12 protein-coding genes are annotated in these 12,513 nt (G+C 74.2%); 4 read left to right on the top strand and 8 right to left on the bottom strand.

What is annotated here, in order from left to right:
- Positions 1 to 59: 59 nt before the first annotated feature.
- Positions 60 to 593 (top strand): sigma-70 family RNA polymerase sigma factor, encoded by a 534-nt coding sequence (locus tag ACWDZ4_RS16800; RefSeq protein ID WP_451509147.1) that lies wholly within the window; start codon positions 60 to 62, stop codon positions 591 to 593.
- A gap of 238 nt (positions 594 to 831) precedes the next feature.
- Positions 832 to 1,299, top strand: a complete 468-nt coding sequence (locus ACWDZ4_RS16795; protein WP_451509218.1) for a hypothetical protein — start codon at positions 832 to 834, stop codon at positions 1,297 to 1,299.
- Here the strand turns inward: ACWDZ4_RS16795 and ACWDZ4_RS16790 are convergent.
- From ACWDZ4_RS16790 to ACWDZ4_RS16755, 8 genes are all read right to left on the bottom strand, one after another.
- A complete protein-coding gene (locus ACWDZ4_RS16790; RefSeq protein ID WP_451509146.1) occupies positions 1,275 to 2,525 on the bottom strand; it encodes a sensor histidine kinase in 1,251 nt (416 codons plus the stop codon). The genes ACWDZ4_RS16795 and ACWDZ4_RS16790 overlap by 25 nt on opposite strands.
- Complete coding sequence (locus ACWDZ4_RS16785) at positions 2,522 to 4,261, bottom strand: sodium/solute symporter (protein WP_451509145.1); 1,740 nt, start codon at positions 4,259 to 4,261, stop codon at positions 2,522 to 2,524. Before ACWDZ4_RS16785 ends, ACWDZ4_RS16790 begins: the two co-directional genes overlap by 4 nt.
- Positions 4,262 to 4,678, bottom strand: a complete 417-nt coding sequence (locus tag ACWDZ4_RS16780) for a hypothetical protein (RefSeq protein WP_451509144.1) — start codon at positions 4,676 to 4,678, stop codon at positions 4,262 to 4,264.
- A 39-nt stretch (positions 4,679 to 4,717) separates the two neighbouring features.
- Complete coding sequence (locus ACWDZ4_RS16775) at positions 4,718 to 5,002, bottom strand: hypothetical protein (RefSeq protein WP_451509143.1); 285 nt, start codon at positions 5,000 to 5,002, stop codon at positions 4,718 to 4,720.
- A 127-nt stretch (positions 5,003 to 5,129) separates the two neighbouring features.
- A complete protein-coding gene (locus tag ACWDZ4_RS16770; RefSeq protein ID WP_451509142.1) occupies positions 5,130 to 5,909 on the bottom strand; it encodes a LytR/AlgR family response regulator transcription factor in 780 nt (259 codons plus the stop codon).
- A gap of 653 nt (positions 5,910 to 6,562) precedes the next feature.
- Entirely contained in the window at positions 6,563 to 7,903 is a 1,341-nt protein-coding gene (locus ACWDZ4_RS16765) for a wax ester/triacylglycerol synthase family O-acyltransferase (protein ID WP_451509141.1), read from the bottom strand.
- Positions 7,904 to 8,016: 113 nt separating this feature from the next.
- Positions 8,017 to 9,966, bottom strand: coding sequence for a SpoIIE family protein phosphatase (locus ACWDZ4_RS16760; protein ID WP_451509217.1), 1,950 nt, complete (start codon positions 9,964 to 9,966; stop codon positions 8,017 to 8,019).
- Between the two features lie 765 nt (positions 9,967 to 10,731).
- Complete coding sequence (locus ACWDZ4_RS16755) at positions 10,732 to 11,043, bottom strand: DUF1490 family protein (protein WP_451509140.1); 312 nt, start codon at positions 11,041 to 11,043, stop codon at positions 10,732 to 10,734.
- 115 nt (positions 11,044 to 11,158) lie between these two features.
- Here ACWDZ4_RS16755 and ACWDZ4_RS16750 point away from each other — a divergent pair, with 115 nt between their 5' ends.
- Positions 11,159 to 11,995 (top strand): YndJ family protein, encoded by an 837-nt coding sequence (locus ACWDZ4_RS16750; RefSeq protein WP_451509216.1) that lies wholly within the window; start codon positions 11,159 to 11,161, stop codon positions 11,993 to 11,995.
- Positions 11,992 to 12,513: a DUF1990 family protein gene (locus tag ACWDZ4_RS16745; RefSeq protein ID WP_451509139.1), complete on the top strand. Its 522-nt coding sequence runs from the start codon at positions 11,992 to 11,994 to the stop codon at positions 12,511 to 12,513. The genes ACWDZ4_RS16750 and ACWDZ4_RS16745 overlap by 4 nt, the downstream gene beginning before the upstream one ends.

Here is a 12,513-nt window from a genome sequence, read left to right as displayed (position 1 = left end):
CGGATATCTTCGCCGCCGTCCGGCCAACGGCCACCCGGTCTCCCGAAGGGACGTCAACGGTGCCCTCCTCCCTCGAACAGCACCTCCACGAACGAGCCATCGCCGACCTCCAGCGCGAACACGGAAGGGCGCTGTTCGGCTTTCTGCTGGGCCTCACGTACGGGGACCGCCAGCGCGCCGAGGACCTCCTCCAGGAAACCCTGGTACGGGCCTGGCAGCATCCGGAGGCGCTGTCGAGCGACCACGGCTCGATGCGCCCCTGGCTCTTCACGGTGGGTCGCAGGCTCGCGATCGACGCCGGGCGGGCGAGGCGGGCGAGGCCGCACGAGGTCGGGTGCGACGTACTCGAACAGTCCGCGCTCCCCGACGACCACGTGGAGCGCTCGGTGACGGCTCTCGATGTGCGCGAGGCCGTCAAGGCGCTGCGGTGCGAGCACCGCGAGGTGCTGACACAGGTCTACTTCCGCGGCCGGTCCGTGGCGGAGGCGTCCGAAGCGCTCGGCATACCGGCGGGCACGGTCAAGTCCCGTACGTACTACGCTCTGCGCGCCCTGCGTAAGGTGCTTCCCGGATACGGTCGCGACGCCGCCTGAGGCACCCTCGTCCCGCCCGCACCGCTGGACACGTCCTCCCCCTCCCGTACCCGTGCAGAGCAGGCCGATTTCGAAACGACAGCGCCAAGTTGAGTAAAGACGGCCCGCTGTGCGTCTTCGAGAGTGAAAGCTCGGCGGTGCCCCCAGGAAACACAGGACAGATCAGTGCGGGAGAAGGTGGAGTGCTGTGCCGCCCGAGAGTACGAATGGCACCAGCGGAGAGAAGATCGCGGTACCGATGGCCTGGCTGTACGCCGAGTACATCGCCGAGGAGCTGCTGCGGACGGGCAGTCTGGTCCCGTCCGGCACGCTGGAGTTCAGGGCCGGCCGGGAGACCCTGGCGCTCACCATCTATCTGTCCGACAGCTCGGACGAGCTGTCGGGCATCCGCGTCGTCTCCGGCCTCGACGAGTGGCTCTCGCTCACCACGTACGGCCATCCCTGGGAGTCATGGGTGCGGGAGCGGTTCGCCGACCGCACCGCCGGGCCCCGCCGCGGGGAGGTGGCGGTGGTCAGCCCCGATCTGGAGCTGGCCCTGGCGTCATGGCGGTGGCTCAGCGAGACGGAGCTCCTCGCCGCCGACCTCGGCGACGCGCTCCCCTCGCACCGGGCGGCGGGTCTCGGCGTGGACGAGAGCGAGCAGGTGTGGACCCCGGCCTGGCAGCTGGGGCTGCCGCTCGGTCATCTCGCCATCCACCTCTTCTGATCCCGGTCATGACCGGGCCCGGCGGGCGCGGCCGGGTGCACCCCCGCGCGGTACTTGGGAAACCGCAGCGTGATCTTCATGCCCGCGCCCACGCCCGTCTCGATCACGAGGCCGTAGTCGTCCCCGTACACCTGGCGCAGCCTCTCGTCGACGTTGGACAGGCCGATGCCGGACGAGGTGGTCTGCTCGCCCGCGAGAATCCGCCGCAGCCGCTCCGGGTCCATGCCGACGCCGTTGTCCTCGATGACGACCACGGCCTCGGCGCCCGCGTCCCGGGCGGCGATGGTGACCTTGAACTCGTCCCTGGAGTCCTCCAGACCGTGCTTGACGGCGTTCTCGACGAGCGGCTGGAGGCAGAGGAAGGGCAGCGCGACCGGCAGCACCTCGGGAGCCACCTGGAGCGTCACCTTGAGGCGGTCGCCGAAGCGGGCCCCGGCCAGCGCCAGGTACTGCTCGATGGAGCGCAGCTCGTCGGCGAGGCGGGTGAAGTCGCCGTGCCGGCGGAAGGAGTAGCGGGTGAAGTCCGCGAACTCCAGGAGCAGTTCGCGGGCGCGCTCGGGGTCGGTGCGGACGAACGAGGCGATGGCGGCGAGCGAGTTGAAGATGAAGTGCGGCGATATCTGGGCGCGCAGGGCGCGGATCTCCGCCTCGACGATCCGGGTGCGTGAGCGGTCGAGCTCGGCCAGTTCCAGCTGTACGGACACCCAGCGGGCCACCTCGGTGGCGGCTCTCGCCAGGACGGCCGACTCCCGCGATCCGTACGCGACGAGCGCGCCCAGCACCCCTTCCTCACCGGTCAGCGGCGCGATCACCACCCACCGCAGCGGGCACTGGAGGTCGTCGCAGTCGCTGCGCAGGCTCTGACTCCGCCCGGAGTCGAGCATCTCCCGTACCCGCCGCATCACCAGCTCTCTGTGGTGATCGCCGCCGGGCCCGTCCCACGCGAGCACGGACTCGCGGTCGGTGAGGCACAGGGCCTCGGTGCCGAGCAGGGAACGCAGCCGGCGGGCGGCCTTGCGGGCGGTCTCCTCTGTGAGGCCGGCGCGCAGCGGGGGCGCGGCCAGCGAGGCGGTGTGCAGGGTGTGGAAGGTGGCGCGCTCGACGGGCGTCCCGAGGTCGAGGTCCTCGCCGCGCCCGCGGTCGGCGGTGACCCGGCCGAGCACGACGCCCACGGCGAGAAGCACGGCGCCGGCGGCGGCCAGCGACGCGAGGTCGATTCCGGTCATCGTCGCCCGCCCGCTCCCGTGTCGGCCTTCGTCATCAGGTCCTCCGGCAGGTGAAGTCTGGCCAGGGTGGCGGCGGTCGAAGCGGGTATGCGGTCCCGGGTCGCCAGCGACACCAGGACCATCGTCAGGAAACCGAGCGGCACCGACCAGACGGCGGGCCAGGCCAGCAGCGAGTGCGGCCAGCCGTCCGCCGGGAGCCCCGCCCGGGTCGCCATGACGGCGGTCAGCGCGGCCCCGCCGCCGACGACAAGACCGGCCACGGCGCCCGGCGGGGTGAGCCCCCGCCACCAGATGCCGAGGACGAGGAGCGGGCAGAAGGAGGACGCGGACACGGCGAAGGCCAGGCCCACGGCGTCGGCGACCGGCACGTCGACCGTCATGATGCCCAGGCCGAGCGGCACCGCCATGGCGATGACGGTGGCGAGCCGGAAGTGCCGTACGCCGCGGGGCGGGAGGACGTCCTGGGTCAGGACGCCCGCGACCGACATGGTCAGCCCCGACGCGGTGGACAGGAACGCCGCGAACGCCCCGCCCGCGAGCAGCGCCCCGAGCAGGTCGCCGCCGACGCCGCCGATCATGCGGTCGGGCAGGACGAGCACGGCGGCGTCCGCCTCCCCGGTGAGGGACAGCTCGGGGGCGTAGATCCGGCCGAGCGCGCCGTACACCGGGGGCAGCAGGTAGAAGACGCCGACCAGGCCGAGGACGACGAGGGTGGTGCGGCGGGCGGCGGTGCCGTTGGGGCTGGTGTAGAAGCGCACGGCGACGTGCGGCAGCCCCATGGTGCCGAGGAAGGTGGCGAGGATCAGTCCGTACGTCGCGTACAGCGGGTGCTCCTCGCGGCTGCCGGCCGGCGGCTGGGACCAGCTGGACGCGCCCGTCCGCTCGGCGCCCGCCTTCTGCGGGACCTGGGCGTGCGCGGGAAAGCCCAGCCGCGTGCCCGCGCCGATGCGGTGGACACCCGCGTCGAGGGCGAGGGACGCGCCGTCGTGGCGCCGGCCGTCGACGGTGCCGGTGGCGGTGACGCGCAGCGGCCGGGCGAGGTCGATGCGTACGGTGTCGTCGATCCGTACCTCCGTGTACGCGCGGAAGGTCGCGGGCTCCGCGAACCGGGCGCGCGGGGCGCCGTCGCCCAGCCACGCGGCGGTGAGGAAGAGCGCGGGCACCAGCAGCGCGGTGAGCTTGAGCCAGTACTGGAAGGCCTGCACGAAGGTGATGCTGCGCATCCCGCCCGCCGCCACCGCCCCGGTCACCACGAGCGCCACGACGAGGCCGCCGACCCAGTCGGGCGCTCCGGTGAGTATCTCCAGGGTCAGGCCGGCGCCCTGGAGCTGGGGCAGCAGGTAGAGCCACCCGATGCCGACGACGAAGAGGCTGGCGAGCTTGCGGACCTGCGGGGATTCGAGGCGGGCCTCGGCGAAGTCGGAGAGGGTGTACGCCCCGGAGCGGCGCAGCGGGGCCGCGACGAGGACGAGGAGGACGAGGTACCCGGCGGTGTAGCCGACCGGGTACCAGAGCATTTCGGGGCCCTGGAGGAGGACCAGGCCCGCGACGCCGAGGAAGGAGGCGGCGGAGAGGTACTCGCCGCTGATGGCGGCGGCGTTCAGGCCGGGCTTGACGCTGCGGGACGCGACGTAGAAGTCCGAGGTGGTGCGGGATATGCGCAGGCCGAGCGCGCCGATGAGCACGGTGGCGAGCACGACGGCGGTGACGGCGGCCACCGCGTACGCCTGGTTCACTCAGCGCCCTTCGACGAGCCTGCTGAACGCGCGCTCGCCCCGCTCCGCGCGCCGGACGTACCAGCGGGCGATCAGCCACATGACCGGGTAGACCGCCACGCCGAGCACCGCCCAGACGAAGGGGGCGGGTGACGGCAGGTCGGAGGCGGTGAAGACCTCCGGCAGCGCGAAGAGCAGGGGCAGCGAGCCGACGAGGAGCGTGAGCGCGCCCAGCGAGATCAGTGCCGTCCGCAGCTGGCTGCGCATCAGGGAGCGGACGTACGTCGCTCCCAGGGTGGTCTGCTCGGTGATCTCGGACCGCGCCGGGGCGTGCCCGGGCGGCCGGCGGGCGCTGCGGGGCACTCCGGTGACGGTTTCGCGGCGGGGCCGCGGCCGAGCTGGTGGCGGCTGGTCTGCGGGCGGCTGGTCTGGGGACATCGGCGCGAGTCTACGCAGCGGTGATTACGGTGGGTAGGGTCAGCGGCCGAGCTGGTGGCGGCCGGTCGTGCGGACGCAGTCGCGCAGCGCGAATTCCAGCTCGACGTACGACTCCTCGGCCCTGCGGAAGGCGATCTCCAGGGCGGCGGCGGTGCGCGGCCCGGCGATGCTCCGCGCGGACTCCTGCACCTCGTACAGCACATCGGCCCAGCGGCCCGCCGCGCTCCTGACCCCGGTCAGCAGCGCTTCGAGGTCGCCTGCGTCGGACGGCCGGGTCGACGGCAGGCCGCGGAGCTCCTCCAGCAGCGCGTCGAGTTCGGACATCGGGCTCCTCGGGACGGTGGCCCGACCGAGCGTAGGCGACGCGCGGGGCGACGCGGGCCGTCGGCGGGTCCGGGTCGGCGGGCGGCAGGTGTACGGCGGTGAACGGCGGTCCGGACAGGGCCGGCGGTCAGCCGCGCGCGCGGCGCATCAGCAGGTCGCGGAGCTCGCGCGCGTGGCGGCGGCTCACCGCGAGTTCGGCGTCGCCGACGCGTACGGTCGTCGCCCCGGCGTCCAGCCGCAGTTCGTCGATGCGGCCCAGGGCGACGAGGTGGCGCCGGTGGATCCGGACGAAGCCGCGGGCGGCCCAGCGCTCCTCCAGGGTGGAGAGCGGGATGCGGACGAGGTGGCTGCCGGCGTGCGTGTGGAGGCGGGCGTAGTCGCCCTGGGCCTCGGCGTACGTGATGTCGCCGATCGGGATGAAGCGGGTGACACCGCCCAGTTCGACGGGGATCTGGTCGGCGGCGGTGTGCGGCAAGGCGGCGGGCGAGGGCGGCGCCGCCGTGGGCGCGCGGCCCGCTTCGACCTGGTCGCAGACGCGGCGCACGGCCTCGGCGAGGCGCTCCCTGCGGACCGGCTTGAGCACGTAGTCGACGGCCTTGAGGTCGAAGGCCTGGACGGCGAAGCCCTCGTGGGCGGTGACGAAGACGATGAGCGGCGGGCGGGCGAACCCGGCGAGGAGCCGGGCGACGTCGAGGCCGGTGAGTCCGGCCATGTGGATGTCGAGGAAGACGACGTCGATGGCGTCGTCGCCGTCGGGCCCCGCGTCGAGTGCGCGGTTGATCCGGCGGAGGGTCTCGGTGGCGTCGGTGGCCCCTTCGGCGCTGCGGACCCGGGGATCGGCACGCAGCAGGTAGAGGAGTTCCTCCAGCGCCGGTCGTTCGTCGTCGACAGCCAGTGCACGCAACATGGTCCGGAGTGTAGGAGCAGCTCGGGTGACCTGGACATACGGGCCCGGCCTTCTTCCGCGTCCGGCCGGTCCGCCTCCCGGTGCGAGCGGCCCCCCACGGATTCCGTGTCCGAGGTCGACCGGCCGGCCGCGCGACGTGCGCCGTGCGGCTCGGCGGGTTCGCCGGAGTCGAGCCGTCGCCGGCCGCGTACGCCTGCCCCCGGCGGGAGCACCGGCGTACGCGTCGTGCCCGAGCGGCCGTCGCCCGGTCTGCTGGACCGGCCGCTCGCCACGGCGCCGGTCGCCGCCGGGCCCGTGACGGCAATGGCGGTGGGGCGTGGTTCAGCGGTACGCCGCCACCGTCCCCGGCCTCCGGGGTCTCGGCGTCCGTGGCGCTCAGGAGCGCGGTCGGGGGGCGGGGGCCGGCCTCGGGGTGGCCCGGGCCCGGGGGCCGCCGGCCTGCGGACCGGTCGCCGTCGGCAAGGGCGGCGAGGAGCAGACGGTCACCATCTGGGCGGCGCCCGCGGACTGCCACGGGAACCGGGGCGTCGAGGGCCACGCGGAGCCGTTGCGCACGCGGGGCGGTACGGCGCTGCGGGCGCTGTGCGGGGACGAGAGCGGTCGCTTCGAGGTCCGCGCCCCGGCCGACGGCGCGCCCCGGCCCGTGGCGCGCCTCAGCCCGTGGCGGCCCGCAGGAGGGCCGCCAGTTCGTCGGTCATGCCCCCGGCCAGCCGGTCCAGGTCGGGCACCGCCTCGGCGTCCGCGACGAGGCCGATGTGCACCCGGCCGCCGTACGTCGAAAGGGCGACGGCCAGCGACTGGCCGCGGGCCAGCGGCGCCATCGGGTAGATCGCGCGCAGCGGGCTGCCGCCCAGCGAGAGCGTGGAGCGGGGCAGCGGCACGCTCGTGACGAGTACGTCGAAGAGCATCCGGGCCGCGCCGCCCGCGATCGGGGCGCCGAACCGGTGGGCGAGCGGCGGGAGGTGGTCGGCCAGGACGGCGACCGCTCCGGCGCCGCGTCCCGGCCCTTCGGCCTTGTTCCGGTCCATGGCCCGGCGGACCGCCGTGAGCCGCGTCCAGGCGTCCGGCTCGGAGACGGGCAGGCCGAGGAGGTACGCCGAGAGTCTGTTGCCGGAGGCCGCGGGGCTGCCCGGGCGCCGCCGGGAGACGGGTACCAGGGCGCGCGGGTCCGCGCCGGGCAGCGGTTCGCCGCGCTCCAGCATCCAGCGGCGCAGGGCGCCGGCGACGACGGCGAGCAGCACGTCGTTCGCCGTGCCGCGCGCCACCCGGCGGATCTTCAGCACGTCGTCGAGATCCAGCACGGCGGTGCCGAGCCGGCGCGTGCCGCTGGAACCCGCCGCGAAGGCGCTGTCGCCCCACAGGTCGAACCTGCTGGCCCGCACCACGGACGCGCCGATGCCGACGGCCCGGCCCACCTCCTCCAGGCGGTCGCGGGCGAAGCCGACGACCTGGTGCGGGCCGGGCAGCCACGACCGGGGCGGCACGCTGCGCTCCCGCCGGGCGCCCGCCGCGCCCGCTCCCGCGATCTGGTCGAAGATGCCGGCGCCGATGGCGACGGCGCGCATGCCGTCGGCCAGGGCGTGGTGCAGCTTCACGAGTACGGCGAACGCGCCGGGCTCCGCGCCGGTCAGGACGTACATCTCCCAGGGCGGCAGACCGCGTTCGAGCGGCTGCTCCATCAGCTCGCCGGCGAGGTGGGTGGCGTGGGCCGCGAAGTCGCCGTCGGGCAGCCGGACGTGCCGGACGTGCCGGTGTACGTCGAAGTCCTTGGCCGTGGACCAGGCCGCGCCGCCGATGGGCAGCAGGACGCCGCGTACCCGCATTTTCAGCCGGGGGATCGCGGCGGCGCGCTCGGCGAGCAGCTTCACGACGGAATCGGCGTCGTTGCCGCCGTCGCCCTCGAAGAGGGCGAGCGCGCCGAGGTGCATGGGGTGTTCGGTGGATTCGAGGTGCCAGAACGCCAGGTCAAGAGGTGCCAGAAGCTCGGTGCTCAAGTAGCCCTCACGTCATCGGAGCAGGTAGGGGAGCGCAGTCAATCCCGAACGGCCGGTTACGGTCAATTATGACTGAAACACGTACCGTTACCGAACAGTACGGTCAGGAGCGCTCAAAGCCGGTCGGGCACGACGAACTCGCACCAGATGCACTTGCCGCTCCCCCGCGACTCCACGCCCCACACGTCCGCCAGCCGGTCGACCAGCATCAGCCCCCGCCCCGACACGCCCGCCTCGCCCGCCTCCCGGCGGCGCGGCAGCGCGCTGGAGCGGTCCTCCACCTCGATCCGCAGCCTGCGCTGCGCCCCGGCCAGCACCCGGGCGGAGACGACGGCCCCGCCGTCGGTGTGCAGCAGCGCGTTGGTCATCAGCTCGTCGGCGGCCAGCTCGATCTCGTCCGCACGCTCCCGGGCGCCCCAGGCCCGTACCGCCGCACGGACCATGTGCCGCGCCGAGCTGAGGGCCTCGGGGTCGTTCTGCGCGACGTGCTGCTGGAGGCGTCCGCCCGTCTGCGGTACGTCCACTCCCCTGCGGCGCAGGAGCAGCAGCGCCACGTCGTCCTCGCCGCCGCGCTCGTCGACCACTTCGCACAGGGTGTCGGCCAGCTGCTGGAGGTCCTGGGGGCCGGTGCGGACCAGGGCGGACAGCATCTGCATGCCCTCGTCGAGGTCCGTGCCCGGCAGCTCCACGAGACCGTCGGTGCACAGCACCAGGGTCTGTCCCGGGTCGAGTTCGACGGTGGTGACCGGGTATTCGAGCTGCCCGAACTCCGCGGAGAGGCCGAGCGGCATGCCACCGGCGACGGGCAGCCTGCGGCACGCGCCGTCGGCGTGGCGCAGCAGCGGGTCGAGGTGCCCGGCCCGGACGACCTGCATCACTCCGGTGGTCAGGTCGGCCTCGGCGTACGTACAGGTGGCGAAGCGGTCGGTGTCCAGCTCGTCGAGGAAGACGGAGGCGCGGGCCATCACCGTCGCGGGGGTGTGCCCCTCGGCGGCGTACGCGCGCAGCACGATGCGCAGCTGCCCCATGACGGCGGCGGCGTGGGTGTCGTGGCCCTGTACGTCGCCGATGACCGCGCCGACGCGTCCGTTCGGCAGCGGGATCACGTCGTACCAGTCGCCGCCGATGTCGCGGCCGAGGCGGGCCGAGCGGTAGCGGACCGCGATCTGGGCGCCGGGGACGGAGGGGATGCGGCGCGGCAGCATGGCCTGCTGGAGACCTTCGGCCAGGTCCTTGTCCTGCTCGAAGAGCATGGCCCGCTGGAGGCTCTGCGCGATGCTGCTGCCCAGCGCGATCAGGACGTTGCGCTCGTCGGGGGTGAATCCGTCCCGGTCGCTGTAGAGCAGACCGAGCGCGCCGACCGGGCGGGCCTGGGCGATCAGCGGCATGTAGGCGGCCGAGGTGATGCCGAGTCTGCTGATGTGCGGCCACAGGACCGGGTAGGAGGCGGCGAACTCCTCCGGTGACTCGATGAAGCGGGGCACGAGGGTACGGACCACCTCGCTCATCGGGTACTGCTCGTCGATGCGGGTGTAGCGGGTGCCGGGCACGAAGGAGCCTTCGGGGCCGTCGGCGACGAGATGGATGCGGCCGGCCTCGACCAGCCCCATCACCAGGCTGGCCGCCCCGAGGCTCTCCAGGCTCTGGGAGTCGTTGAGCGCGTCGATGACGTCCTTCACGGTGCGCGCGTGGGCGAGGGCGGCCGTGGTGCCCTCGACGATGCTGGTCCTGCGGCGCCGCTGCGCGTCCTGCACGAACCGGTCGGCGGCTTCGGCGAGCTCCTGGGTGGCGTCGCGGACGATGCCGGTGATGCGGCGCGGCCGGCCGGTGGCGTCGCGGTGTATGCGGCCCTGGGTGTGGGTCCAGCGCAGGACTCCGTCGCGGCGGCGGATGCGGAAGTAGGCGCCGTACGTGGAACTGCCGTTCTTGAGCGCCTCGGAGACCAGGGTGTCCAGCCGGACGGCCTCGGTCGGGTGCACGCGCACCGCGAGCCCCTCCGGGCGGCCGGCGTACTCGTCACGCCGCAGGTCGAACACGCCGAGGGCGGAATCGCCCATCCGCATGAGTCCGCTGTCGAGGTCCCAGTCGAATCCGCCCAGGCCGAGCGCGGGCCCGTACGTCTCGAAGAAGCAGCACGTCACGCCGGATTCCCGCTCCTCGCAGCAGCACGTTCCCGCCGCCTCCTCACCACCCCCTGCGCCCGCTTCCATGCGCCCCACGCTAGGCGCAGCCCGGAAGGCGCGCATGCGGGACGGCGGACCGCGGAGCGGCCGGGGAGCACCCGCCGGACCGCCCCGGCTGCCCCGGTCCCCGCGCTCAGCGCACCCGGCGGTCCTCCAGCGGCGCGGCCTTCAGCGCTCCGTCGGGCTCGCGCGGCAGGTGCGGGGTGCGGTGCGGGGTGCGGCGGGGCGAGTTCGCGACCACCGCGATGCTGCTGGTGGTGTGCGGCAGGGCCGCGAGGACGGGGGTCGTCGATCCCCCGGCGCCGGCGAGGAGGCCGAGCAGGTTGACGCCGGTGGCCGGGCCCCGGCCACCGGCCGGGCGGCCTCGCCGGTGAAGGGGCCGGGCCGCAGCGGGTGGGCGCGGCCGGCGCGGAAGCGGGCGGAGCTTCTTCGAGCGCGGCCACCAGCCGGTCCACGTCCAGCCGGCCGGGCGCCACCCGGATCACGACGCTGCCGGTACGCGGGAAGATCCGCAGCGCGCGGAACCCCTCGATGCCGGTCAGGCGTTCGTCGGCCAGTCCCGTTCCCCCGGGCGGGCCCGTACCCGGGGAACGGACAGCCGCGCCCGGCCCGCGGCGACGGAGCACACGACCACGCCGGTCATGATCAGTGCTCGTGTCCGTGGTCGTGGTCCTCGACGCGGACCGCGGAGGGCGGCGGTACCTCCTCACCCGGGCCGGCCCGGCCTTCCGCGAGCATGCCCCCCGCCTTGGGCCGGGCCTCTTCAGCGGCCGGGGCGGACCACCGCCCGGCGGCGATGCCGTTCGCGATGCCACCGATCAGGGCTTTGCGGGCGACGGGTTTCGCGTCGGGAAGGCGCTTCGAGGCTCCCCGGACGATCAGACCACCGACCACTCCGGAGACCGCGTAGTGCGCGAGACGGCCGGCTGCCGCAGCGGCCGGAGCCACCGGGCGCATGAGCGCCTCCTTCCGTCCGGGCCGAAGACGGATCGACGACTTGAACGTGTTCAAAAAGTGCCGTACGGTCACCTCGGGAAGCAAATTGAACATGTTCAACTCTGGGGGTTCCACGATGTCCGTGCTGGTCGATCTGATCGTGATGCTCGGCATGCTGGTCGTGATCCCCCTGGGGCTGCGCCTCGTCGGCTCGCCCGCGCTCCACCGCATCCGGCGGTTGTGGCCGCTGCTCGCGGCGCCCGGGGCCACCGCCCTGTGGCTGCCGCGCGGCGGGACCGCGGCCGCGCTCGCCGCGGTGTACGCCCTCGGCACGCTCGCTCTCGCGCTGCACGCCCCGGCGCGGCTCCTGCGCACCCGCTCCCTCGCCCCCGCCGAGATCGCCGTGCTCACCGCGCTCGCGGCGCCCTCGGTCGCCGGGCTCGCCCTGGTCGCCGAGCGCGGCGGACACGAGCTCTTCGGCTTCGACCTCGAAATCCTGGCGCTCACCGTCCCGCACTTCCACTTCGCCGGCTTCGCCGCCGCACTGGTGGCGGGGCTCGTCTGCCGGGCGGCCGCACAGCGCCCCGTCGGCCGGTTCGCGGCGCTGAGCGTGCCGCTCGGCACCCTGCTGGTCCTCGCCGGGTACTTCGTCGACGACTGGGCCGAGCTCGCCGGAACCGTCGTACTGACCGCCGGCATGTGGGCGGTGGCGCTGCTGACCTGGCAGGACGTACGCGACGACCGGCAGGACCGGACGACCCGCACGCTGCTCACCGTCTCGGCCGCCGTCCTGGTCGCGACGATGCTGCTCGCCCTCAGCTGGGCGCTCGGCGAGGCGACCGGTCTTCCGCACCCCGGCCTGGCCTGGATGGCCGCCACCCACGGCCTGGGCAACGCGCTGGGCTTCGCACTGTGCGCGGTGCTGGCCTGGCGGCGACTCGACCGACCACTCGACAAGGAGAACACCGCATGAGCACCTTCACCTACCCCGAGGCCGGCGCCACCCGGCAGGAGACCCTGCCCGCCGGCTACCACCACCTGCGCCACCGCGTGCCCGTGGGCACGGGACGCGCCGCCTTCGAGGCGGCGGGCAGGGCGGTGACCACCTGGCGGCTGCACCGCGCGTCGGGCGTGAGGGTACGGGCCGGCGCCGCGCGGGCCGAGCCCGGCGCGGCCGTCGAATGCGCGATCGGCGTCGGACCGCTGCGGCTGACCGCACCGTGCGTGGTGGTCTGGACGGCGTACGGGAAGGACCGGACCGGGTTCGCGTACGGCACGGCCGGCGGGCACCCGGAGTGCGGCGAGGAGTCGTTCGTCGTGGAGCTGGCGGACGACGGGACGGTGTGGTTCACCGTCACCGCCTTCAGCCGCCCGGCCCGCTGGTACACCCGGCTCGCCGGACCCCTCGTGCCCGTCTGCCAGCGCTGGTACGCCCGCCACCTCGGCAGGACCCTCCGGCGGATCGCCACGGGAGGGTCCGTACGCCGATAA

The organism is Streptomyces sp. NPDC003016 (genome assembly GCF_053591455.1).
The sequence above is the reverse complement of the archived record's forward strand: the minus strand, read 5'-3'. Positions and strand labels throughout refer to the sequence as shown.

Coding starts and splice junctions, on each gene's coding strand:
- ACWDZ4_RS16775 (WP_451509143.1), bottom strand. CDS start 5,002: ATGTCCGAACTCGACGCGCTGCTGGAGGAGCTCCGCGGCCTGCCGTCG.
- ACWDZ4_RS16790 (WP_451509146.1), bottom strand. CDS start 2,525: ATGACCGGAATCGACCTCGCGTCGCTGGCCGCCGCCGGCGCCGTGCTT.
- ACWDZ4_RS16795 (WP_451509218.1), top strand. CDS start 832: ATGGCCTGGCTGTACGCCGAGTACATCGCCGAGGAGCTGCTGCGGACG.
- ACWDZ4_RS16760 (WP_451509217.1), bottom strand. CDS start 9,966: ATGCGGATGGGCGATTCCGCCCTCGGCGTGTTCGACCTGCGGCGTGAC.
- ACWDZ4_RS16770 (WP_451509142.1), bottom strand. CDS start 5,909: ATGTTGCGTGCACTGGCTGTCGACGACGAACGACCGGCGCTGGAGGAA.
- ACWDZ4_RS16750 (WP_451509216.1), top strand. CDS start 11,159: ATGTCCGTGCTGGTCGATCTGATCGTGATGCTCGGCATGCTGGTCGTG.
- ACWDZ4_RS16780 (WP_451509144.1), bottom strand. CDS start 4,678: ATGTCCCCAGACCAGCCGCCCGCAGACCAGCCGCCACCAGCTCGGCCG.
- ACWDZ4_RS16755 (WP_451509140.1), bottom strand. CDS start 11,043: ATGCGCCCGGTGGCTCCGGCCGCTGCGGCAGCCGGCCGTCTCGCGCAC.
- ACWDZ4_RS16745 (WP_451509139.1), top strand. CDS start 11,992: ATGAGCACCTTCACCTACCCCGAGGCCGGCGCCACCCGGCAGGAGACC.